Source organism: Pseudomonas caspiana (genome assembly GCF_002158995.1).
In the GTDB taxonomy this organism is placed as follows: domain Bacteria; phylum Pseudomonadota; class Gammaproteobacteria; order Pseudomonadales; family Pseudomonadaceae; genus Aquipseudomonas; species Aquipseudomonas caspiana.
On the sequence record NZ_LOHF01000013.1, the window covers coordinates 24,439 to 46,245 of the forward strand.

Here is a 21,807-nt window from a genome sequence, read left to right on the forward strand (position 1 = left end):
GATGCGCGATGATCTCTCCCTTCTGCTTAATTCCCTCAACGATGCCCAACGCCAGGCCGTAGCTGCCTCCGTGGGTCGTCAGTTGGTCCTGGCCGGCGCTGGTTCCGGCAAAACCCGTGTGCTGGTGCATCGCATCGCCTGGTTGATCCAGGTCGAGCAAGCCTCGCCACATTCGATCCTGTCGGTGACGTTCACCAACAAGGCGGCCGCAGAAATGCGCCATCGGATCGAACAACTGATGGGCATCAACCCGGCAGGCATGTGGGTAGGCACGTTCCACGGCCTGGCGCACCGTCTGTTGCGGGCACACTGGCAGGAAGCCAATCTGGCGCAGACCTTCCAGATTCTGGACAGTGATGATCAGCAACGTCTGGTCAAACGCGTCATGCGCGAGCTGGGCCTGGATGAACAACGCTGGCCCGTCAAACAAGCCCAGTGGTTTATCAACGGCCAGAAAGACGAGGGCCTGCGGCCCAAGCATATTCAGGCCAGCGGCGATCTGTTCCTGACTACCATGAAGTCGATCTACGAAGCCTATGAAGCTGCCTGTCAGCGCGCCGGGGTGATCGACTTTTCCGAGCTGCTGCTGCGTGCGCTTGACCTGTGGCGCGACAATCCCGGCCTGCTCGCTCATTATCAGCGGCGCTTCCGCCATGTGTTGGTGGACGAATTCCAGGACACCAACGCCGTGCAGTACGCATGGCTGCGCTTGCTGGCGCAAGGTGGCGACAGCTTGATGGTGGTGGGCGACGACGACCAGTCGATTTACGGCTGGCGTGGCGCGAAGATCGAGAACATCCACCAGTATTCGTCGGACTTCCCGGACACCGAAGTCATTCGTCTTGAGCAGAACTATCGCTCGACCGCCAGCATTCTCAAAGCGGCTAACGGACTGATCATCAATAACAGCGGCCGTATGGGCAAAGAGCTGTGGACGGATGTCGGCGATGGCGAACTGATCAATCTGTACGCGGCCTTCAACGAACACGACGAAGCCCGTTACGTGGTCGAAACCATCGAGAGCGCACTCAAGACCGGTCTCTCCCGTAGCGAAATCGCCATTCTGTATCGCTCCAACGCCCAGTCACGGGTGCTTGAAGAAGCGTTGCTGCGCGAACGAATTCCGTACCGCATTTATGGCGGCCAGCGCTTTTTTGAACGTGCTGAAATCAAGAACGCCATGGCTTACCTGCGCTTGCTCGAAGGTCGTGGCAACGATGCGGCACTGGAGCGGATCATCAACGTTCCGGCCCGCGGCATCGGTGAAAAAACCGTCGAAGCGATTCGTCAACATGCTCGCCATGCCGACGTCTCGATGTGGGAAGCCACTCGTCAACTGATCGCCAATAAAGGCCTGACCGGCCGTGCCGCAGGCGCGCTGGGCGGTTTCGTCGAGTTGATCGAAAACCTTGCGGCCAAGGTCATGGAAATGCCGCTGCATTTGATGACGCAAACCGTCATCGAGCAGTCCGGGCTGATCAACTACCACAAGGAAGAGAAAGGCGAAAAAGGCCAGGCTCGGGTAGAAAACCTTGAGGAACTGGTCAGCGCGGCGCGTAACTTCGAAAACAACGAAGAAGACGCCGAACTGACCCCGTTGGCTGCATTCCTCGGCCATGCTTCGCTGGAAGCCGGAGATACCCAGGCCGAAGAGCATGAAGACAGCATTCAACTGATGACCTTGCACAGCGCCAAGGGCCTGGAATTCCCTTACGTGTTCCTCGTGGGCATGGAAGAAGGCCTGTTCCCGCACAAGATGAGCTTGGAAGAGCCGGGCCGGCTGGAAGAGGAACGACGTCTGGCGTATGTCGGCATCACCCGCGCCATGCAACAGTTGGTGATGACCTATGCAGAAACCCGTCGCCTGTACGGCAGCGAGACCTACAACAAGGTGTCGCGTTTCGTACGTGAAATACCGCCGCTGCTGATTCAGGAAGTGCGCTTGTCCAACAGCGTCAGCCGACCTTTCGGCGGTACGCAGAAAGTCAGCACCAGCAACCTGTTCAACGGCACCGGTATCCCGGAAACCGCCTTTACCCTGGGCCAGCGTGTGCAACACGCGGTGTTTGGCGAAGGGGTGATCCTGAACTTCGAAGGCGCTGGCGCTCAGGCAAGGGTGCAGGTCAACTTCGCCGAAGGCAGCAAGTGGCTGATGATGGGCTACGCGAAGCTGGAAGCGATTTAGACTGCTGACTCGTTGTCTGAAGGGAAATACTTCCTGTGGGAGCTGGGCTTGCCCGCGATAAGGTCAACGCGGTTTCATGTGAACCGTATCGAGCCTTATCGCGGGCAAGCCCAGCTCCCACAGACAGCAGTCATGCAGCGGCAGATTGAATCCGTCCCCGGTCACCTCCATATAGATGACACTGTCCGGCGATCCGTCCTACAGAACTTTCACCGAAGCCTTACGGACCAACCTACATAGGGTCTTCGGCAATCACGCAAAAGCCGGAAACATATGGCCGCTAGCCAGACACATATGCCCTATGCAATATGGCGCGCGTGCAATCCACAAAACGGGAATACCCTTATGCAACGTTTTCTAAGCATCGCTATGGCGCTGTGCATCGGGCTCACCATGAGCTTTGAAGCCAACGCTGCGCGTTTCGGTGGCGGCAAGAGCATGGGCTCGGCGCCAAGTCACCAGTCGCGCCAAGCCACTCCGACCACTCCAGCTGCAGCGCCAACCGCTGCTGGTCGCCCTGCTGCTAGCGGTGCTTCCCGCTGGCTCGGCCCATTGGCCGGTATCGCTGCCGGCGGCCTGCTCGCTTCCATGTTCATGGGCGACGGCTTCCAGGGGATGCAAATCTTCGACATCCTGATCATGGCGGTCATTGCCTTCCTGATCTTCCGCTTCATCGCGGCACGTCGTCGTAAGCAACAAGGCGAGCAGATGGCTACCGCCGCTGGCCCGATGACTTACCAGCGTGAAAGCGCTCAACAGCCTGCCCAGAACTCGATCTTCGGTGGTTCGGGTGCAGCCGCAGCCGCTCCGGTGATCAACGCTCCGGCCTGGTTCAACGAGACCCGCTTCCTTGAAGCCGCTCGTAGCCACTTCCAGTCGCTGCAGCAGCACTGGGATGCGAACGAGATGGACAAGATCGAAGAGTTCGTGACTCCACAAATGCTGCAGTTCCTGAAAAAGGAACGTGCGGATCTGGGCGACGCTTTCCAGTCGACCTATATCGACAACCTGAACGTTCAACTGGACGGCCTGGATGATCGCGCTGACAAGACCATCGCCACGCTGACATTCAGCGGTGTGTCCAAGTCTTCGCGCTTCGATCAGGGTGAAGTGTTCAGCGAAAGCTGGAACATGGAGCGTGCTCAGGGCGATAATCAGCCTTGGCTGGTTGCAGGTATTCGCCAGAACGGTTGATTTAGACCGCTCCACGAGTAAGCAGAACCCCGGACTTGTCCGGGGTTTTTGTTTTATCCGTTGGGATAGTTATTTTGAGAAAGCCTTTAAGCTACTGTATAAACCGCGCCATCAAGTCAGAGGAGCCAGGCCGTGGAAGAAGTCATTGAACAATTACGCGAAGCGAATGAACCTGTTCCGGTTCCGCTGGAGCTACCCGACGAGGACCAACTCGTTGAGGTCGAAGAACAGCTGTTCATCAATATCCCCTTCGTCTTCAAGGAATTCCTCCTGACGGTGAGCGACGTGGTGTACGGCAGCCTTGAGCCGGTGACCGTTACCGACCCCGGATCGCACACTTACCTGCCCGAAGTCGCCGCCTCGGCCTGGGATATCGGCGTGCCGCGCGAGCTGATCCCGATCTGCCAGGACGGTGAAGACTACTACTGCGTCGAAGAAGACGGCACCGTGGTGCTGTGGTCTGGCGAAGAAGAGCTGGTTACCGAAGAAAGCTGGGAATCGGTATGGCACTGGGCGCGGGACGTCTGGCTGGAAAGCTGAGTTGCATGCCCCTGTAGGAGCGAACTTGTTCGCGAGACGCGGCACCTGACACAGAGCCTCGCGAACAAGTTCGCTCCTACAGGTGCCAGATTTAGCCGCTAGTGCTCATTCGACTCCTGATTATTCCCCAGCGTCTCCAGCAACGCGATCTGCATACGCGTATGCACTCTGATGAACCAGCGCCATGCCACTGCCGCGACGATGGCTGCGATCACGGCGATCAGAATCAGCAATTCGTTTGTCGGCAGGATGCTCGCGGATAGCGCGGCGAGCATGACGAAGATCACCAGCAAAGACAGCAGCGGGATCACCTCGGCGATCACTTTGCGCACTCTCGCCGTATGCCGGCCGGCCATCTCCGGCTTGACGCCCATCTCAGCCAATAACATCGACAACGCCTTGAGCTTTCGATAGGCCGCGATCAGGAAAGGCAGCGAAAGCAACAAAGCAGCGCCACAGATCCAGGCTTTCTGCTGACCCACGTCACTGACCCAGTCGCTGATGTACACGCCGATGCGCTCGGCAAAATAGCCCCCGCAGAAGAAGATGGCGACGACCAATGCCAGATTGACCCCGACCTGCAACAGAATCCGCCGAATCATTGATGCCAGCAGCGCGCCCTCACCTTGCGGCTGAATGCTGCGTAGCCACTCACCGTACATGCCAAACACCCGCGCTACGCGGCGAGGCATGATGCTCGCCAGTTGGTTCGACAACGGGTCGGCGCCGCGAATCAGATAAGGCGTCAGCAATGTTGTGATTGCGGAGACAGCGACCGCCACCGGGTAGAGGAAGTCGCTGGTGACCTGCAAGGTCATGCCCAGCGCCGCGATGATGAAGGAAAATTCGCCAATCTGTGACAGGCCCATGCCCACGCGTAACGAGGTCTTGCCATCATTACCGGCGAGAAATGCACCCAGCCCGCAGGACAGCATTTTGCCAAGGACAACTGCAACGGTGATGACCGCAATCGGCCAGGCATATTGAACCAGGATCGCGGGATCGATCATCAAGCCAATAGCGACAAAGAAGATTGCGCTGAACATGTCGCGAATTGGTTCGATCAGGCGTTCTATTTTCAGCAACTGGCGCGACTCGGCCATGATTGCGCCAATCAGGAACGCGCCCAGCACCATGCTGTATTCCAGCTTCACGACCAGCAAACAGAAACCGAAGCAAAGGCCCAGCACGGTAATCAGCAGCATCTCATTGCTTTCAAACTTCGCCACGTAAGCCAGCAAGCGCGGCACCAGAAGGATGCCGATCACCAAGGCTACGATCATGAACAGCGAAAGCTTGCCGACCGTGGAGAACACTTCGCCCGAGCTGACCGAACCACTGACGGCGATCCCGGACAGTAAGGCAATGATGCCAATGCCCAGAATGTCCTCGACGATCAACACGCCAAAGATCAATTGCGCAAAGGGCTGGTTTTTCATCTTCAGGTCATTGAGCGCCTTGACGATGATGGTCGTCGAAGAAATCGCCAGGATCGCGCCAAGGAACAACGAATCCATGGTGCTCCAGCCAAAGTACTGACCGATTTCATAGCCGATCCAGATCATCAGGGTGATTTCGAGAAACGCCGCAATGAAGGCCGTTGCGCCAACTTTGAATAACTTGCGCAGGCTGAACTCCAGCCCTAGGCAGAACATCAGGAAAATGACCCCAAGCTCGGCGAGGGTCTTTATGGTGTCTTCGTCATGGATCAGCCCGAACGGCGGCGTGTGCGGGCCAATGATAAAGCCCGCCACGATGTACCCCAGTACAACCGGCTGCTTGAGGCGATGAAAGAGGATGGTCACGACGCCAGCCACCAGCATGATTACTGCCAAATCCTGAATAAAGCTGATGGCATGCATGGGGTCCGGCTCCTTATGAAACGCATTGCTGCCAGCCGAATTCTCGCCAAACGAAGGAGAATTCAGCTACTGCACTGCAGAAATCTGATTAATTTGTAAGAATTTGCCCGCTCCACGGGCTTTTGCAGGTTAACACTGCACATTCGTTGATAAAGCCGGTGCAATATATGGAAACAGATCGGCTGCACGCGTGACGGCTTACAGCCAACAAGCGTCCCGATAACTGTCACACAACGCTTGAATCCGTAAGCACCGCCATAAGGTGCAATTTCTGAACCGCCTTGATCGTGAGTACGCTATGGAACCCGGAAACGCCCAGCTGTCGATGACTGTATTGATGACCCCGGACATGGCCAACTTCTCTGGCAACGTACACGGCGGCACCCTGTTGAAATACCTCGACGAAGTGGCGTATGCCTGTGCGAGCCGCTATGCAGGCCGCTACGTGGTGACGCTGTCGGTGGACCAAGTAATTTTCCGCGAGCCAATCCATGTCGGTGAACTGGTGACCTTCCTGGCGTCGGTGAACTACACGGGCAACACTTCAATGGAAGTCGGCATCAAGGTCGTCACGGAAAACATCCGCGAGCGCTCGGTGCGTCACACCAATAGCTGCTTCTTCACCATGGTTGCCGTGGATGACCAGCGCAAACCGGCCAGCGTGCCGCCGCTGGAGCCAGAAAGCCCGGACGGCAAACGCCGCTACATTCAGGCCCAACAGCGTCGGCAGATCCGCCAGGAACTGGAAAAGCGTTATCAGGAAATCAAGGACGAGACGCTGTAAGGCGAGTCTCAACCCCGGTATATCAGGCAACACAGACTATCAATTGGAATGATATTCCTGTGGGAGCCGGGCTTGCCCGCGATATACGAGGCGCAGATATAAGATGCACCGCGTGATCGTTTATCGCGGGCAAGCCCAGCTCCCACAGAGGACCGTGCTGACCACACGCTACAACCGCACCGCCTCAAACCTCACCCGAGGATGAGCTGTGCGGTCCTGGGCGCGGACCAGCTCCAGTTCGTAGCTGCCGCACGCCTGAGTCTCCAGCAGCACTTCATGCACCGCCGCCGCGGCAAACTCGAACGCCGCGACCAGTTCATCCCCGAGCAGCACGCGGGCCAGGAACAATCCGGACGTCAAGTCGCCGACACCCACTGGCTGGCGCGGAAAGGCCAGTAGCGGGCGACGCAAGTGCCAGCTGCCATCAGCGGTCACCAGCAACATCTCAAAGCCGTCAGCAGGCTTGCCGGGATAATCCACGTGTTTGACCACAATGGCTTTCGGGCCTCGGTCCAACAAGGCGCGCGCCATGGCCACGCAATCGGACAACGACTCAGGTTTACGGCCAGAGAAGCTATCCAGTTCTAGCTGGTTCGGGCACATGAAGTCCGCCACAGCCGCCGCTTCTTCGAGCAGAAAATCACTGACTTCGGCGGGTACGCTGCAGCCTTTCTCGGGATGCCCCATCACCGGATCGCACAGATACAGCGCACTAGGATTGGCGGCTTTGATCCGCTCGACGCCCAGCAGAATCGCTCGGCCCTGGGCGGCGCTGCCCAGGTAGCCGGAAAGCACCGCATCGCAATTGCCCAACTCACCAATCGCCGCAATACCGTCGATCAGCGCGGGGATCTGTTGCGGAGGCAAAACGTCGCCAGCCCACTTCCCGTACTGGGTATGGTTGGAGAACTGCACCGTGTTGAGCGGCCAGACATTCACCCCGATGCGTTGCATCGGAAACACCGCAGCGCTGTTGCCTGCGTGGCCGAAAACCACATGGGACTGAATGGCGAGCAAATGGGGTGTACGTTTCATCTGGGGTTCCTGAACACGATGCAAATGCAGTAGTAAGAAATTTAAGTCGCGCAGTATGGCTGCAAATCCCCAGAGACAGTTAAGCTGGTGGCACTTTGTTGGAGTGCTTCTTCATGCTGACCTTGGGAAACATGTTTGTCCTGATGCTATTGGCCACTGGTGCGGCATGGCTATGGCATGCCCATGGTTTGCGCGAACGCGCGCTGGAGCGCGTCAAGCAGCACTGCGCAAAACTGGATGTGGAGTTGCTGGATGGCAACGTGGCTTTGCGCAAACTGACATTTGCCCGAGATGCCCAGGGCCGCAAACGACTGGCCCGTGTGTATAACTTCGAGTTCACTGTCACCGGCGAGCAGCGCCACCCTGGCACTATCACCATGTTTGGCGCACACAACGCGCAGATTGAACTGGCGCCCTACCCGTTCGAGATGAAAACGCCGCCCCCCAGCGCGGAAATTATCCAGCTGAGCCAATGGCGGCAAGAACACAACAAGTGGAAGCAGTAGATCACGCGCGGCTTGTGGATAAGTTGTTCTAGAGCAAACAAGCAGCCAGTTCAACCTGCAAACGGTCCTCATCCTGTGGCTGCGAGAAGATCAATTCAAGCCGAGAATCCCGTCGCCACTCGCTGGCCTGCCACTGCACAACGTCCCCCGAGACTGCGTTGCCTGACATCCAGCCGCTCTCGCTGTGGATAACCAGTTTGGCGCGGCGCCAGTCCATTCCCTGCAACCACACTTCCAGCCGGCTCAGATCAAAGCGCTGGCTAGGGTGCCAACGCCAGCCGATGCTCCAGCCTTCTTGCTGACTCTGACTGAGGCAAATCGGTTGGACTGGATCTGCCCATATCGCAGGAAGCTGCCCCAGACTCTTGGGCAGCGAGGGGTTATCCACAGCGGATTTATCCACAAGCGGACCGGACGTTGTGGATACGCCAGGCAATTCAGCCAGCAAAAGTCTGCCCTGCTCGGTCCAGATCACTTCTCCCAAGGGCAATTGCTCAATGATCCGCTGGCGTGTTACCGCATCCAGTTTCGCTGACTTATTCAAAACCAGTAGCCCTGCGGTGTTCAGCGCCGATTCCTGACTCGGTGGCAATGGATGACCAGCAGCTAATGCCGCTGCGTCGAGCACCATCACGCTCGGCTGAACCGTGAGCACACCCAGCCAGGGCGCTTGCTGCAACTGCTCAATCAACTGCGCGGGATGACCGAGGCCGGACGGCTCGATCAACAACCTATGCGGCCTGGATTTTCGTAGGAGCCGACCCAGACCGATCTGAAAGGGCGCGCCGTTAACGCAACACAGGCAACCGCCAGCCACTTCGCCAAGTGCGATACCATCGTCGGCCGTGGTCAGAAGCGCGGCATCCAGGCCAATCTGACCGAACTCATTGATGAGGATCGCCCAGCGCTCATCTGCCGGCTTCTGCGCCAACAGATGTTTGATGAGGCTGGTCTTGCCTGCCCCCAAAGGTCCGCCGATGACGTGGGTCGGGATGTTCTGCAGCATGGTGGTCGCTTATGACGAAGGCGTTAAAGGCCAGGATCGAGATGTTTCTGGGGATGATACTGGCAACCAGCGCAGGAAGCGCGTGGGCCGAGGCCTGTCTGGTGCACAGTCAGGCTGAGCGGCTGGACGTCAAAGTCTGTCAGGCCAACCGCAACATTCCGCCTAAATTGTTTCATGACGGCTTTTGCCAGCCGCAACTCGCGGGGCAGAAAACCGATGTGACGTTTCTGGAGCAATGCCCCACCGGAGCCTTTGGGATTTGCAGCAACGCGCAAGTCGCCAATATGCCTTATCGCGAAGACATTCACTATTACGGCGTGGCCAGCGATGCGCAGTATTTGAAGCCGTTTTGTGAGGGGCAGAGTCAGGGGAAGTGGTTGGTGCCTTGAATGGGTGAACCCCTGTATCTGTGGGAGCAGAGCTTGCTCGCGATAAGGCTGAACGCGGTTCGCTTTAGATCGGGTCCAGCCTTATCGCGAGCAAGCTCTGCTCCCACACAATCAGATCCCATGCTCAACATGCTTCTAAGCCAACCAATCCAGGGTCAGCAGCAACCGCCGTTCATCACGCTGCAACGGCGGCGAACGGTGCACAAGGCCTTGGCCTTCGTTGCCGGTCCAGCGCTCGCCCTTGAGTAACGCCACGTCGCCGCAATTGATTTGCCTGATTTTCATTGCATCACGAGGCTCGGCCTGTGGGTCGCCCAACTGTCGACGGTCGATCGCGCCCTCCTTGAGCCACTGGCTGCCGACACCGGCATAGGTGGTAATCAGGCGCGCTGGTACGTGATCGACATGAAAACGCGGGCACATGGCTTTATCCAGCACCCGCAATCTAACCCCGACTCGCTTGGCCCCCAACAGGCAGGCATAAGCGCTGATCAGCCATGATACGTCGGCGATAAAACCCGCATAGCCTTCCAGGTCGGCGTAAGCAGAAGCGAAACTCTGAAGATTCGGCGGCGTATCGTCATCGCTTATCTCCAGCGTGATGGCCTCCGCCAGCGGCTCGTTCAGGGAAAGCAGCAGCGCGCCAAAGTCTTCGATGTGCGCAGGCAACTGACGCTGCCAGACCGCCAGATTCACATCGTCCTCCAATACTTGGCTAAGGATGGCCGGAGTATCACCTTGAACCTGACGGATGCGGGGCTGCCATTTCAATACCGTCGCGAGCATTACGCCGCCTCCACTTCATGCCATGGGCCAAATGGATCGGGGAGCGCCACCCAGCCATCGGTGCCCAAGGCCATTTCCGCATCGGTGAGCAAGCAGTTATCCAGTTCGGCGGTGAGTTGCGCAAAGTCGATGTTCTGACCGATGAACACCAATTCCTGCCGGCAGTCACCGGTTTGTGAGGTCCAGTTGTCCATGATCGCGTTGATGTTTTCTTCATCCTGGGGCCAATGCGCACGTGGCACGAACCTCCACCAGCGACCAGCAAAGCCGTGGCGCATCAAACCTCCGGCCTGAGACCAACTGCCCGCATCCTGATGTTTGCTGGCCAGCCAGAAAAATCCTTTGGAGCGCAGCAGTTTGCCGTTGGTCCATTCCCGATCAATGAAGCTGAAGAAGCGCTCCGGATGAAATGGCCGCCGAGCGCGATAAGCTGTGGACGCGATGCCATATTCCTCGGTTTCCGGCACATGCTCACCGCGCAACTCCTTGAGCCAGCCAGGGGCCAATGACGCCCGTTCGAAGTCAAAGCGACCGGTGTTGAGGATCTTCGCCAACGGCACCTCGCCCATCACCATCGGAATGATTTCGGCATTGGCATTGAGTCGCTGCAGAATCGCGACCAGCTCTTCGCGCTCGCTGGAACTGATCAGGTCGATCTTGCTGAGCAGAATTACATCGGCGAACTCGATCTGTTCGATAAGCAGGTCGGTGATCGAGCGGTCGTCATCGTCACCCAAGGTTTCACCCCGGGTCGCGAGGCTTTCTGCCGCTTGGTAGTCGAGCAGGAAATTCACCCCATCGACGACTGTGACCATGGTGTCCAGCCGCGCCATGTCGGTGAGGCTCTTACCTGCTTCATCACGGAACGTGAAAGTCTCCGCCACTGGCAACGGCTCGGAAATGCCGGTGGACTCGATCAATAAATAATCAAATCGTCCGTCCTGAGCCAGACGGCTGACTTCTTCGAGCAGATCTTCGCGAAGGGTGCAGCAGATACAGCCATTGCTCATCTCGATGAGTTTTTCTTCTGCCCGGTTCAGGCAGACATCACGCTGAACTTCGCCGCCATCGATGTTGATCTCGCTCATATCGTTGACGATCACGGCAACCCGAAGATCTTCGCGATTGCGCAATATGTAGTTCAACAACGTGCTTTTACCGGCACCGAGAAAGCCGGACAGAACGGTTACGGGAAGGCGGTTTGGCATCGGGATTCTCATCAGGTTTCAGGGTTTTGACCCTGTTCGCATGGCGGTGCGAGGCACCGATCAATCACCCGATTGATGTTATAGTATAACAATTCATATAGTAAACAGATCTTTGTAGGAGTGAGCTTGCTCGCGATAGCGGCAGGTCAGGCGATGATTTATCGAAAGAAAATCGAATCGCGAGCAAGCTCACTCCTACAGGGGCCGTGTTTGCTTCATTACAGTGTCTTTTCAGGAATACAGACGTTCCCACAACTTAAATTAAAGCTAAACCTGCCCGGCTCGCTCCTGCTCTTGCTGCCAAGCCATGTACGAATCAACCGGCGGATTGCGCTGAAAATATCGCTGCAACCCGTCGAACAATCCATCCGCCACCGCCTGTTGATGGCGTGCTGTCACAAGCCGCTGGCTGTCTTTGGCGTTGGAGATAAATCCGGTTTCCACCAAAATCGACGGCACATCCGGCGACTTGAGTACCGCAAAGCCGGCCTGTTCGACGCGTTTTTGATGCAGGGTGGTGATGTTCGCCAGGCTACCGAGGATGGTATTGCCCAACTGCAGGCTGGCGGCGATGGTGGCGTTCATCGACATGTCGAGGATGACCCCGGCCAGCATCGGGTCCTTGTCTTTAAGGTTGAGCAAGCTGGTGGCACCCAACAAGTCCGCGCCGTTCTCGCGCTGCGCCATAAAGCGAGCAGTCGCTGATGTAGCGCCGCCTTCGGACAAAGCAAATACCGATGCGCCGGAAGCCGTCAGGCGCGGTGCCGCGTCGGCATGCACCGAGATAAACATGTCAGCGTTGTGCTTGTGAGCAATCTCGACGCGCTTACGCAGCGGCACGAAGAAGTCGTCATTGCGCACCAGTTGCACATCAAAGCCTTTTTCCCGCTTCAGTCGTTTGGCCAACAGTTGAGCGATGGACAGCACCACATCCTTTTCCCGCTCGCCCTTGGCTCCTACTGCGCCTGGGTCTTTACCGCCATGCCCCGGATCGACCACCACCATGATGTTGCGCTTGGGGTGCTGTTTGTCACTGACGACCGGCGCGCGTTGCGCCGGCTGCACCGCCAGTTGTTGCGCAGCAGCGCCCTCTGCGCCCAGGTCCAGAACCAAACGATGCCCCTGATCGCCAGCAGGCCCCAGCAGAAAGCTGTTGAGTTTCACGGGCCCGGTCAGGTCGAGAACGATACGCGTGTCATCGCCCTGCCCGTAGTGCCCGGAGCGAATCGATTTGATCAGCGTGTCTTGCAGCGCGAGCTGACTGAAATCCCCGCTCAGACGTGCGCCGCTGATGTCGATGATCAGTCTGTCCGGCGCGCCGAGGGTAAAGGTTTTGTATTGCACAGGACCACTGAGGTCCAGTACCAGACGTAGTTTGTCGTCAGTACGCCACAGACGGGCATTGCGGATCTGAGCAGCGTTGGCACCTAGCGGCAATGCGAAGGCAGCACTGGCTAGCAACAGGTTAAGCAGAATCTGACGGCGGTGCATGCGATGACCCGTTCAAAGGTGAAGAGCATCCCAGCCCAAAAAAGAAATCGTCGAAATTATAGTTATAGTATAACGTGATGATTTACTCGACTGATGGCCTCTTTCATGAAACTTGCTTCACTTCCGGATATTGCATCGCAAGCCTCCCGCCAGGCACAGCCGCTGGACTGGGTGGGTATGTGTGGAATCGCGTTGCCCGTATGCATTGAAGGACACCATGTCAGCTCGAAAGTCGATGCAGGCGTTAGCCTGGAGGATGGAAACGCGAGGGGCATCCATATGTCGCGCCTGTATCTGGCGCTTGAATTGATGGAGGGCAAGGAGCTAACACCTCGCTCAGTCCAGCAGGTGTTGCTGGGTTTTCTAGAAAGTCACGAAGGCCTTTCTCAACGTGCCTATTTGAATATTCATACCGAATGCCTGCTCAAACGCCCGGCGCTGGTTAGCCCATTGGCAGGCTGGAAAGCCTATCCAATCAGCATCTTGGCGAGTCTTGAAAACGATATGTTCCACGTGGAACTAAAAATTGACGTGGGCTACTCATCCACCTGTCCCTGCTCAGCAGCTCTGGCAAGGCAGCTCATCCAGCAGCAGTTCACTGAAGACTTCGCCAGCGCGGAGCTGGATTATCAAAGTGTTCTGGACTGGCTAGGCACCGCCGAAGGTATCGTTGCAACGCCGCACAGCCAACGCAGCACTGCGCACTTGCACGTGCAACTCAATGAATTAACTAAAGAATTTCCGCTTCAGCACTTGATCGACCAAGCTGAAGCAGCGCTCGGAACCGCCGTACAGACGGCGGTCAAGCGTGCAGACGAGCAGGCTTTCGCTCTGGCGAACGGCCAGAACCTGATGTTCTGTGAAGACGCTGCACGACGCCTGCATCGCTCATTGCAGCGTAACCCGCTGCTGAAGTCCTTCACGGTGAAGGTCGTGCACGCTGAAAGCCTGCACGCCCACGATGCTGTCGCTCAGAGTAGCTGGAGCGCCGAGGGAAGTACGCCCATCAGGTCCGTGGTTTGACCGCACCACACTGCGCACCCTGCCATACCGCGCGGGTGTCCATGCTGCCGTTCTGCTGCTGGCCGGTGGCATTGAACGTGCCGATCACATGAGTGGTGAACTCACGATCGCTCAAGAACTGAGCTTGACCATTACCTTGAGCTTTTGGACAACTGAAGGTGAATTTCCAGTTTTTACCATTCCGCTCGGTGATGCGTTGCGTGCAGCCGGACTTTGGATCAGTCAGCGGGATGTCATCGCCTTTTACCTGCGCATCCGTCAGACAAAAGCGCACGCCTTTACCAGCCAGCGTAACCCCTTGAGTTTCAAGATTGCGCTCAACCATGGCACGCTGTTCTGGCGGCAGGTTTTTCAACTGCCCCAGAATCATTTGCAGGTCTGGCATGGCTTGACCATCCACTTGCATGTTGCTGGACGTCAACTCCCACAGACCGGGTTGTAGCATTTGCGCCTGAGCCAATGGCGCAACCAGACAGCACATCAATGCCAAGGTGGACTTCTTCATTACTGGATCCTTGTTCAACCCTTGAGGGACAGGAGCAACCGCACATGGCCGCCGGACGATGAGGCTTAGACGGCAGATCATGCAGCCAGTTGCACCGTGAATAAAATAGCGACAATCCGCACCCGCTGTGGTCTGTTAAGCAGCAATGGTGCCTAAGGAAAGATCACGAATGGATTACCACAGCCCGTATTTCTTCGGCTATGTCATTGGATTCATTCATCTGCTCGGGATTATCGCCGCGATTCATGCATTGCTGACAGTGCGGACTGCGCAAGGCTCGATTGCCTGGGCAATGCCGCTGCTGTTCATCCCCTATTTCACCCTGATTCCCTACTTGGTGTTCGGTCGCAGTTCATTTGATGCGTATATCAAGGCGCGACGTCAGGCTAACGAAGAAATGCGCACCGCCATCAGTGATATGAACTGGCGCCCCTGGATTGAAGAGGCCGTCGCCGCCAGACGCTCGGAAGCGTATGCGTCACTACGCGCCATGCCAAAACTGGGCAATACCCCGGCACTCGCCAATAACGAGGTGAAGCTGCTGATCAATGGCGATGCGACGTTCAGCGCAATCTTCGACGCCATCCGCGAGGCGAAGCAAACGGTCCTGATTCAGTTCTTCATCATCCATGACGACGCGTTGGGCCGACGCATGCAGGAGCTGCTCTTGGAAAAGGCCGCTGAAGGCGTGGCCGTCTACGTGCTGTACGACGGCATCGGCAGTCACGCACTGCCAGGCAGCTACAGCGAAAAACTGCGCAAAGGTGGCGTGCAGATCAAGGCATTCGCGACCCGCAGCGGCTGGCTCAACAGGTTCCAGATCAACTTTCGTAATCACCGCAAGATCGTCGTCGTTGACGGTACGAAAGGCTTCCTCGGCGGGCACAACGTCGGCGATGAGTACGTCGGCCTCAAACCGCCGCTGGCACCCTGGCGTGATACCCATGTGCAAGTCATCGGGCCAGTGGTTGCTTGCTTGCAGGAGTCATTTGCCGAAGACTGGTTCTGGGCGACACGGGAATTACCGCCCCTGAGCCTGCCGGACAGCTTCCCGGAAGATGGCGTGCTATGCCAGCTGCTAACGAGTGGACCGGCGGACAAGCAGGAAACCTGCTCCTTGTTTTTCGTCGAAGCGATCCACGCCGCAACGGAGCGGGTGTGGATAACCAGTCCGTACTTCGTGCCTGATGAAGCAGTGTCGGCAGCCTTGCACCTTGCGGTGTTGCGCGGCGTGGACGTGCGGCTGCTATTGCCCTCACGTCCGGACCATTACGTGGTGTATGCCGCCTCAACCTTGTTCGCCTTCGAAGCAGTGCGCGCAGGTGTCCGGGTGTTTCGTTACGGGCCCGGCTTCATGCATCAGAAGGTGGTTCTAGTGGATAACGAGATCACCGCGATCGGCAGTGCCAACCTCGACAACCGCTCGTTTCGCCTGAATTTCGAACTGATGTTGCTCACCGTCGACGGTGATTTCGCCAGCGAAGTGGAGCAGATGCTTAACGACGATTTCGCACTGGCGCATGAAGTCTCGGAACAGGAAAGCCGGGAAACGCACCACTTGCAACAATTGGGAATGCGCATCGCGCGGTTGATTTCACCGATCCTCTGAAGTGACAGGGGAAAGGCCCGCTCCTATCAAAAATAACTATCTGATCTGGAATGCTTTTCTGTAGGAGCTGCTCACGAGCACCGCGAGGCCGCGATGGCGGTCCGTCTGGTGCACCGCTATCGCGGCCTCGCGGTGCTCGCGCACTCCTGCGCAGACTGCGTGAAAACCACTGCGCGTTGATCAACTAACGATAGATATCTGCGCGCGTCCATGGCAAATCATGGCTGCCATCGGCGCGAGGTTTGACCGCCAGAATCTGATGCAGATTGATCCAGCCATGGGCAAACCCGTAGGCGCAGCCAGCCAGGTACAAGCGCCATATCCTTAGGGTTTGTTCCGGGACCATGGCAGCGGCCTGCTCCAGATGCGTTTCCAGTCGGGTGCTCCAGTGCTCGAGGGTTTTCGCGTAATGCAGGCGCAGGCTTTCGACATCCACTACTTCCAGCCCCGCCTCGCTGATGTCAGCACTGATTTTCGATACGTGGGGGAGCTCGCCGTTAGGGAACACATAGCGGCCGATGAACTCACCGGCACCGCGCCCCACAGGACGACCGTCGATATGCTTGGCGGTAATGCCATGATTCATCACCAGCCCGCCCTCCTTCACCGCGCCAAACAGGCGCTGGGCATAAAGCGCCAGGTTGGCGTGCCCAACGTGCTCAAACATGCCTACGCTGACCACTTTGTCGAAGCGACCGTCCTGAGGCAGGTCCCGATAGTCGAGCAACTGCAGATCAACCTTGTCCTCCAGGCCTTCAGCTTTGACGCGGGCTCTGGCCAGCTTCAGTTGCTCGCGGCTCAAGGTAATACCGAGCACTTTCACGCCATATTCCCGCGCGGCGAAACGGGCCAGGCCTCCCCAGCCACAGCCGACATCCAGCAAGTACTCGCCCGGCTTCAGCCGCAACTTGCGGCACAGATGGTGGAATTTGTCTTGCTGCGCTTGTTCAAGGCTTTCATTGCCGGTTTTGAAATAGGCGCAGGAATACACCATCTCCTTGTCCAGCCAGAGCTGGTAAAACTCGTTGGAAACATCGTAATGGTAGGAAATCGACGCCGCATCAGTCGCTTTATCATGGTGGGAGCGGACCGGGCTGCTGTCATCCTCATCATCACCCAGTGCTTGGGTCAGCTCATCGCAAACCCGCATGACTTCGCTGATGGAGCCCTCCATATCCAGCCGTCCTTCCACGAATGCACTGCCCAGCAGATCGAGGCTTGGGTGGGAAAAGTCGGAAACCAGTCGGGGGTCTTTGACGACGATCGTGACGCTGGGCATAGGCCCGAGGTCGAGCTCATGACCATCCCAGAGCTTGAGACGTAGCGGGAGGTGAAGATTCTGTAGGGCCGGTGGAAGTTGCGCGAGCATTTGAGTAAACCCCCAATGATCAAGAACTTGAAAAAGCGTAGTCGAGGATCAGTCCTGCAATAGGACTGGCCCGCTATAGGGTCTATAACCAATAACTACGAATCGACTTCCGGGAACAGCCCTGTACCCCACCTGATTCGAGACAGCCATGACGCTGGAAATGCAGCGCTCTACTTGACTGACTATTAATTTGTAACAGAGTTCTTCAAAGCTCAAGCAATTTTTTATACTTAGCAGACCGCTCTAGCCCGCCGTTTGCGCGACCCTTACAGAGTCAATGGCGCGCTGCGGCTGACAATTCGCCCAACGGCTCATGCAATCGCAGCAGTCTGCCAGCGTTACCCAGCACCAGCAGCGTGCTCAGGTTGTGCAGGATGGCGGCGACCATTGCTCCGGCCGCGCCCAGCCAGCCGAAAGCAGCCAGGCCCACAATCGCAAGGGTCCAACCCAGACCGATGATGACGTTGATCTGTAGCGTTCGACGGCATTGTCGGCTCAGTCGAACACAGGTTCCCAGCCTTCGCAGATCACTGCCAATCAACACGATATCTGCTGATGCCAGCGCAATATCGGCGCCACCCGCGCCCATCGCCACCCCCACGACACCTGCTTTGAGGGCGAGGGAATCGTTGATGCCGTCGCCCACCACCATCGGCCGGAAGCCGCGACTGATTTCAGCCCGTACCCGGGTCAACTTATCCTCAGGCAAGGCTTGTGACTGCACGTCGGTAATGCCGACTTCCAGTGCCAGTGTGTTCGCCACGGTTTGCCGGTCACCGGTCAGCAGCAACTGCCTGCCCAGGCCCAGCTCGCGCAATTCAGCCAGCGCGGCACGGGCTTCTGGCTTCAGCGTATCGGCCAGTAACAGCCAACCGAGAAACACACCGTCAAGTGCCAGACCGGCAATCGGACCGTCGTGAATCGGGACCACTGCGGTGGTGATACCCAGTTGCTCGAACAACTCGGGACGGCCCAGTGCAGCAATGCCCAGTTCGCTCGTCGCCACCACACCCAAACCCTGAAGCTCGCGAATATCGCTGAGCGCCAACTGCTGATCCTTGGCAATCAGACTGGCCAGCGCGCGGCTGACCGGGTGACTGCTCGCGCTACCCAGGCTTGCCGCCAATGGCAGAAAGTGCGGCGACTCAGGACCCACGCTTTGCACAGACTCAATGCGCAACGTGCCAAAAGTCAGAGTGCCGGTCTTGTCGACGACCAGAGAAGTCAGGTCGGCCAGCTCTTCCAGAAAGGCCGAGCTGCGAATCAGAATCCCGTGTCGTGCCGCCACGGCGATACCTGCGATGGCCGTCGCCGGAGCCGATAGCACCAGCGCACACGGGCAAGCGGCAACCAGCACGGCGAGCATGGCCTGAGCGTTATTGGTGATGAACCAGGTCACTGCGGCAATCAGCAACACCAGCACCATGTAGCTGCCCGCATAACGCTCCAGCAGCCGGGTGATCGGTGGCTTGGAACGCTCGGCGCTTTGCATCAGCGCGATCACTTTGCCCAGCGTTGAATCCTGCCCCGTGCGCGTCACTTCAATACGCAGCAGACCATCCAGATTGATCGCCCCGCCAAACACTTCGATCCCGACCCTGGCCTCCAGTGGCACTGATTCACCGGTAATCGGCGCGGTGTCCAGACTGGCCTGACCCGAGATCACTCGTCCGTCAGCGGGCACCCGATCACCCGCACGGACTTCAACCTGATCCCCCGCAGCCAGCGTCGAATTATCCACTTCCTCCACGCTGCCATCGGCCTTGATCAGCCGCGCATGGCTGCGGGTCAGGCGGCCCAGCGCCTGAATAGCCCTGAGAACCGATGACGCTGCGCTCTTCCAGCACATGGCCAAAGATCATGATGATCGGCAGCAGTGCGGCCGTCATCAGGTCTCCGGTAGCCCAGGCGCCCAGCATCGCCAGCGCGATCAACTGATCAGTGACACCGTGCAGGCTGGGATAACGCAGGCTGTGCCAACCGGCGCTGACTACCGGGATCGCCACCAGCAGGGAAGCCGCGCCCAACAAAAGCTGGCTGACGCCATACTGATCCGGCGCGACAAAACGCCAGATCAGACCCAACCCCAACAGCCCCAGCGCCAGCATAGCCAAGGTCAACTGTCGTGCAGCGCTGCGTTTTTCCGGGGCGCTGAGCATGCTCTGCCCTGCTGATTCGTGAAGGGCTTCGCCACTCATTGTTCTGCTCCCTGAATAATCAGGCGGGAATCGTCACGGGGATCAACAGCGGTCACGGAACCCGCTTGGCCGAGGATTTTTGGCACGCGTTCGCGATAGAGGCGTTGCAGCAAACCGGGGTCGCTCCCGGAGTGCATCGACTCACTCAGGCTGGCCACCGTGGCCGTATCGGTCTGGGCTTTGGCCAGACGCTCGGATGCCTGGGCATGCGCCACTTGCAAGGTACGATCGGCCTGCTGGTTTGCCGTCTGGATAAGCTTTTCAGCGTCGTTGCGCGCATTCGCCACGGCCTGATCAGCGAGCTGGCTGGCGGTCAGGACCGAGTTGAAAGCGTTGATGGCTGCACCGGGCAAACTCGATTGAACATCGACACGGGTCACCTCGACGCCAATGCCGACGCCCGTCGCACTCAGTTCTGCAAGCCTCTGATTGATGCCGCGAACCAGATCGCCACGCAGGCGTTCACGTCGTTCGGCTGACTGGCTGTCGGCCGAAACCAGCTCAGGCCGGGCGACCAGAATGGTGTCCAGATCCCGCGCTGCCGTCAGCGCCACGGCACTGCGATTGACGAGTCGGTCCAGCGCTGGCGCCACATGATCACCCTGCAGGACGAAGGCGTACGGGTCGCTGACTTTGTAGTAAACCGTAACGTCCAGTTGCACCACCCCGGCGTCCCCGGTCAACAGATAACCCGACCCGGCCAGCGCATCGCTCATGGGTGCCGCAAAGCTTGCAGCTTTGTCGGCCTGCACAGCCGAGAACGAACGCAGCAAGGTCTCCACACGGCGTTCAATCACCCGGTCCGCAGACGGCAATAACACCACTTGCTCGAACGGTTGCGGCCAAGCGGTCAGCAGCCCGGCGTTCTGGACTCGCTCCAGTGCGCCCATGCGTAACACCACGGCACGGTTTTGCGGATCGATCTGCCGCACGTTGGACGCTGCCCAACCCAACGCAGCCAGAATCGTCACACCATACAGAGCCAGGAACGCCAAACGGCTGGCCTGCAACCATGGGTTGTTCGAAGCCGGTCGTTGATTGCCTGAGGCGCCGTGCTCACTCATGGTTGCGACCCGGCTTTGCCATTCGGCGTTGGAGAGACATCCAGCGTGGGCGGGCCATCAACCAGCACTTTGAACGGCGCGGCATCGGTGCGCAGAATCAGTTTGGTGCCGGGGGTAACAATGGTCCCGAGCGTGTCCAGTGAGCGCAGGAGGTTATACAACTGCGGCGAACCGGCATAAGCACGGCCGTAGATTTGCGCGGCTTCGACTCGGGATTGAGCTTCGATATCGGCGGCCTTGACCGTAGCGTCTGCTTCAACGATTCGCGCATCACGCTCGGCTGCCGAACGAATCTGCGCCGCTTCGCGCTTGCCCACGGCGGTCCGTTCGGTAGCGATGGTTTCGCGCTCGGCACGCATCCGGTCCACAGTGGCGTTGAGCGTCACCGACGGCAGGGTCAAACGCTCAACCCCGACCTGCAAGACGCGTACGCCATAGGTGGTGAGCAATTGTTGATCAATCTGCTGACGCAGCTGGTTTTCAAATTCGCTGATCCGCACCTGGCTGGCGTCGGTGTTCACCAGACTCGACAGATCAAAACTGCTGGCCGTGGTTTCCAGCGCAGAACCCACAAACGTGCGGATCTGCCGCGCCGCTTCGTCCGGCTGGTTTTGCACGGCTCGCATGAAGCGTTGCACGTTGTCCGCATCGCCCTGAACCTGCCAGGCGACATAGGCCTGAACGATGATGCGCAACCCGTCACGCGTGCCGACATCCTGCAAGCCGCTGGACGTGGTGCGTAAACGCAGGTCCACAGGTATCGCCGCCTCGAAAGGCGCGGGCCAGCGCCAGTTCAAACCCGGCTCCAGCAACACTCGCGAAGGATTACCGAAACGGGTAATGACCGTCGCCTCGCCCGAGCGTACTTGCACCAGACTGGCCGCTGCCACGGCAAACGCGATCAACAGTGCCGCGAGTATTCCCCGACGCCATGGAAAGGCGGCAGAGCCGGATGATTCGCCATGATGGTGGTGACTGTGATGATGACCGTCATGGCCGTGGCCGCTGTGATCGTGACCGGCGTGATCGTGGTTATGAAACAGACTCAAGGGA

The 21,807-nt window shown here is 58.1% G+C and carries 18 protein-coding genes and 1 pseudogene; 8 read left to right on the forward strand and 11 right to left on the reverse strand.

Going from position 1 to position 21,807, the window contains the following annotated elements:
- Position 1: 1 nt before the first annotated feature.
- From uvrD to AUC60_RS15860, 3 genes are all read left to right on the forward strand, one after another.
- Positions 2–2,185, forward strand: coding sequence for a DNA helicase II (gene uvrD / locus AUC60_RS15850; protein WP_087269301.1), 2,184 nt, complete (start codon positions 2–4; stop codon positions 2,183–2,185).
- Between the two features lie 345 nt (positions 2,186–2,530).
- Entirely contained in the window at positions 2,531–3,379 is an 849-nt protein-coding gene (locus tag AUC60_RS15855; RefSeq protein ID WP_087269304.1) for a Tim44 domain-containing protein, read from the forward strand.
- 132 nt (positions 3,380–3,511) lie between these two features.
- Entirely contained in the window at positions 3,512–3,919 is a 408-nt protein-coding gene (locus tag AUC60_RS15860; RefSeq protein ID WP_027901704.1) for an SMI1/KNR4 family protein, read from the forward strand.
- A 98-nt stretch (positions 3,920–4,017) separates the two neighbouring features.
- On the opposite strand, the gene AUC60_RS15865 is transcribed toward AUC60_RS15860, so the two are convergent.
- A complete protein-coding gene (locus AUC60_RS15865; protein ID WP_087269307.1) occupies positions 4,018–5,781 on the reverse strand; it encodes a cation:proton antiporter in 1,764 nt (587 codons plus the stop codon).
- A gap of 298 nt (positions 5,782–6,079) precedes the next feature.
- On the opposite strand from AUC60_RS15865, the gene AUC60_RS15870 reads away from it, so the two are divergent.
- Entirely contained in the window at positions 6,080–6,565 is a 486-nt protein-coding gene (locus tag AUC60_RS15870; RefSeq protein WP_027901706.1) for an acyl-CoA thioesterase, read from the forward strand.
- 168 nt (positions 6,566–6,733) lie between these two features.
- Here AUC60_RS15870 and pdxY read toward each other — a convergent pair whose 3' ends face one another.
- Positions 6,734–7,600, reverse strand: coding sequence for a pyridoxal kinase PdxY (gene pdxY, locus AUC60_RS15875; protein WP_087269309.1), 867 nt, complete (start codon positions 7,598–7,600; stop codon positions 6,734–6,736).
- A gap of 113 nt (positions 7,601–7,713) precedes the next feature.
- On the opposite strand from pdxY, the gene AUC60_RS15880 reads away from it, so the two are divergent.
- Positions 7,714–8,106: a DUF3301 domain-containing protein gene (locus tag AUC60_RS15880; protein WP_087269312.1), complete on the forward strand. Its 393-nt coding sequence runs from the start codon at positions 7,714–7,716 to the stop codon at positions 8,104–8,106.
- Positions 8,107–8,134: 28 nt separating this feature from the next.
- Here AUC60_RS15880 and AUC60_RS15885 read toward each other — a convergent pair whose 3' ends face one another.
- A complete protein-coding gene (locus AUC60_RS15885; protein ID WP_087269315.1) occupies positions 8,135–9,112 on the reverse strand; it encodes a CobW family GTP-binding protein in 978 nt (325 codons plus the stop codon).
- Positions 9,113–9,153: 41 nt separating this feature from the next.
- Between AUC60_RS15885 and AUC60_RS15890 the strand changes: the two genes are divergently transcribed.
- Positions 9,154–9,501 (forward strand): NADH:ubiquinone oxidoreductase, encoded by a 348-nt coding sequence (locus AUC60_RS15890; RefSeq protein ID WP_372489485.1) that lies wholly within the window; start codon positions 9,154–9,156, stop codon positions 9,499–9,501.
- 135 nt (positions 9,502–9,636) lie between these two features.
- Here AUC60_RS15890 and AUC60_RS15895 read toward each other — a convergent pair whose 3' ends face one another.
- The 3 genes from AUC60_RS15895 to AUC60_RS15905 all read right to left on the reverse strand — a co-directional run bounded on the left by AUC60_RS15895 (position 9,637) and on the right by AUC60_RS15905 (position 12,986).
- Complete coding sequence (locus AUC60_RS15895) at positions 9,637–10,287, reverse strand: DUF1826 domain-containing protein (RefSeq protein ID WP_087269321.1); 651 nt, start codon at positions 10,285–10,287, stop codon at positions 9,637–9,639.
- Complete coding sequence (gene zigA / locus AUC60_RS15900; RefSeq protein WP_087269324.1) at positions 10,287–11,495, reverse strand: zinc metallochaperone GTPase ZigA; 1,209 nt, start codon at positions 11,493–11,495, stop codon at positions 10,287–10,289. The genes AUC60_RS15895 and zigA overlap by 1 nt, the downstream gene beginning before the upstream one ends.
- Before the next feature lie 267 nt (positions 11,496–11,762).
- Positions 11,763–12,986, reverse strand: a complete 1,224-nt coding sequence (locus AUC60_RS15905) for an N-acetylmuramoyl-L-alanine amidase (RefSeq protein ID WP_087269327.1) — start codon at positions 12,984–12,986, stop codon at positions 11,763–11,765.
- A 105-nt stretch (positions 12,987–13,091) separates the two neighbouring features.
- On the opposite strand from AUC60_RS15905, the gene folE2 reads away from it, so the two are divergent.
- On the forward strand, positions 13,092–14,009 hold the full coding sequence (gene folE2 / locus AUC60_RS15910; RefSeq protein ID WP_087269635.1) for a GTP cyclohydrolase FolE2: 918 nt from the start codon (positions 13,092–13,094) through the stop codon (positions 14,007–14,009).
- Here folE2 and AUC60_RS15915 read toward each other — a convergent pair.
- Positions 13,993–14,514, reverse strand: a complete 522-nt coding sequence (locus AUC60_RS15915; RefSeq protein WP_087269329.1) for a DUF3617 domain-containing protein — start codon at positions 14,512–14,514, stop codon at positions 13,993–13,995. The two genes, folE2 and AUC60_RS15915, sit on opposite strands and share 17 nt — an antisense overlap.
- A 169-nt stretch (positions 14,515–14,683) precedes the next feature.
- Here AUC60_RS15915 and cls point away from each other — a divergent pair, with 169 nt between their 5' ends.
- Entirely contained in the window at positions 14,684–16,123 is a 1,440-nt protein-coding gene (gene cls, locus AUC60_RS15920; RefSeq protein WP_087269332.1) for a cardiolipin synthase, read from the forward strand.
- A 184-nt stretch (positions 16,124–16,307) separates the two neighbouring features.
- Here the strand turns inward: cls and cfaB are convergent, their stop codons facing one another.
- The 4 genes and pseudogenes from cfaB to hflC all read right to left on the reverse strand — a co-directional run bounded on the left by cfaB (position 16,308) and on the right by hflC (position 21,803).
- The gene (cfaB, locus tag AUC60_RS15925) at positions 16,308–17,492 is read right to left on the reverse strand and encodes a C17 cyclopropane fatty acid synthase CfaB (RefSeq protein WP_087269334.1); all 1,185 of its coding nucleotides are present in this window, start codon (positions 17,490–17,492) and stop codon (positions 16,308–16,310) included.
- A 274-nt stretch (positions 17,493–17,766) separates the two neighbouring features.
- A pseudogene (locus AUC60_RS15930) lies at positions 17,767–19,690 on the reverse strand (heavy metal translocating P-type ATPase).
- Positions 19,687–20,754, reverse strand: a complete 1,068-nt coding sequence (hflK, locus tag AUC60_RS15935; protein WP_087269337.1) for a protease modulator HflK — start codon at positions 20,752–20,754, stop codon at positions 19,687–19,689. Before hflK ends, AUC60_RS15930 begins: the two are co-directional and overlap by 4 nt.
- On the reverse strand, positions 20,751–21,803 hold the full coding sequence (hflC, locus tag AUC60_RS15940; RefSeq protein WP_087269340.1) for a protease modulator HflC: 1,053 nt from the start codon (positions 21,801–21,803) through the stop codon (positions 20,751–20,753). Before hflC ends, hflK begins: the two co-directional genes overlap by 4 nt.
- Positions 21,804–21,807: the final 4 nt, after the last annotated feature.

What these genes read in the sequence shown, in the direction of transcription:
- uvrD (WP_087269301.1), top strand. Translation starts at nt 2, where the DNA reads ATGCGCGATGATCTCTCCCTTCTGCTTAATTCCCTCAACGATGCCCAA.
- AUC60_RS15855 (WP_087269304.1), top strand. Translation starts at nt 2,531, where the DNA reads ATGCAACGTTTTCTAAGCATCGCTATGGCGCTGTGCATCGGGCTCACC.
- AUC60_RS15865 (WP_087269307.1), bottom strand. Translation starts at nt 5,781, where the DNA reads ATGCATGCCATCAGCTTTATTCAGGATTTGGCAGTAATCATGCTGGTG.
- AUC60_RS15870 (WP_027901706.1), top strand. Translation starts at nt 6,080, where the DNA reads ATGGAACCCGGAAACGCCCAGCTGTCGATGACTGTATTGATGACCCCG.
- pdxY (WP_087269309.1), bottom strand. Translation starts at nt 7,600, where the DNA reads ATGAAACGTACACCCCATTTGCTCGCCATTCAGTCCCATGTGGTTTTC.
- AUC60_RS15880 (WP_087269312.1), top strand. Translation starts at nt 7,714, where the DNA reads ATGCTGACCTTGGGAAACATGTTTGTCCTGATGCTATTGGCCACTGGT.
- AUC60_RS15885 (WP_087269315.1), bottom strand. Translation starts at nt 9,112, where the DNA reads ATGCTGCAGAACATCCCGACCCACGTCATCGGCGGACCTTTGGGGGCA.
- AUC60_RS15890 (WP_372489485.1), top strand. Translation starts at nt 9,154, where the DNA reads ATGTTTCTGGGGATGATACTGGCAACCAGCGCAGGAAGCGCGTGGGCC.
- AUC60_RS15895 (WP_087269321.1), bottom strand. Translation starts at nt 10,287, where the DNA reads ATGCTCGCGACGGTATTGAAATGGCAGCCCCGCATCCGTCAGGTTCAA.
- zigA (WP_087269324.1), bottom strand. Translation starts at nt 11,495, where the DNA reads ATGCCAAACCGCCTTCCCGTAACCGTTCTGTCCGGCTTTCTCGGTGCC.
- AUC60_RS15905 (WP_087269327.1), bottom strand. Translation starts at nt 12,986, where the DNA reads ATGCACCGCCGTCAGATTCTGCTTAACCTGTTGCTAGCCAGTGCTGCC.
- folE2 (WP_087269635.1), top strand. Translation starts at nt 13,092, where the DNA reads ATGAAACTTGCTTCACTTCCGGATATTGCATCGCAAGCCTCCCGCCAG.
- AUC60_RS15915 (WP_087269329.1), bottom strand. Translation starts at nt 14,514, where the DNA reads ATGAAGAAGTCCACCTTGGCATTGATGTGCTGTCTGGTTGCGCCATTG.
- cls (WP_087269332.1), top strand. Translation starts at nt 14,684, where the DNA reads ATGGATTACCACAGCCCGTATTTCTTCGGCTATGTCATTGGATTCATT.
- cfaB (WP_087269334.1), bottom strand. Translation starts at nt 17,492, where the DNA reads ATGCTCGCGCAACTTCCACCGGCCCTACAGAATCTTCACCTCCCGCTA.
- hflK (WP_087269337.1), bottom strand. Translation starts at nt 20,754, where the DNA reads ATGAGTGAGCACGGCGCCTCAGGCAATCAACGACCGGCTTCGAACAAC.